Raw genomic sequence first — 458 nt, forward strand, 5'->3', positions numbered from 1 at the left:
TGCGACCTACGCGCGGCATTTCCGCGAGAAGGCGGGGATGAGCGTCGGCGCGTTCGTCGCGCAGATCCGGATGATGCATGCGTGCGCGCTGCTGCAGGACACGCAGCGCGGACAGGCGGAAATCGGCCAGGCGGTCGGCTACCAGTCCGAGGCCGCGTTCGGCAAGGCGTTTCGCGCGGTGCTCGGCACGACGCCGGGGCGCTGGCGGCGCGCGCGGCGCGAAACGTAAGCGTGCAAACACGGCCGTCGGGACACGCGCCAAAGCTGCTACCATGCGCGAAACGCAGTTCAACGAAAACGATTTCGAACAACAAGAAAGAGAGGGCACAGCAATGAACCAGACCACCATCCAGCAACCGTCGTTCGCGTTCGTGGCCGCCTCGTGGGCCGCGCTGCTCGCCGGTTTCGCGGCCTTCCTGATCGGGCTCTGGAACGCCGGCATGCAGCTCAACGAGAAG

Annotated in this window: 2 protein-coding genes; both read left to right on the plus strand. The window is 66.4% G+C overall.

Features of this window, described 5'->3' with window-relative positions:
• The coding region (locus M3221_RS25665) for a helix-turn-helix domain-containing protein (RefSeq protein WP_251274825.1) at nucleotides 1-229 on the plus strand (229 nt) is incomplete at its 5' end.
• Nucleotides 230-332: 103 nt separating this feature from the next.
• On the plus strand, nucleotides 333-458 hold a 126-nt coding region (locus M3221_RS25670), incomplete at its 3' end, for a YiaA/YiaB family inner membrane protein (RefSeq protein ID WP_311316178.1).

It is taken from the genome of Domibacillus indicus, assembly GCF_023715895.1.
Taxonomy (GTDB): Bacteria; Bacillota; Bacilli; order Bacillales; family Domibacillaceae; genus Domibacillus; species Domibacillus indicus_A.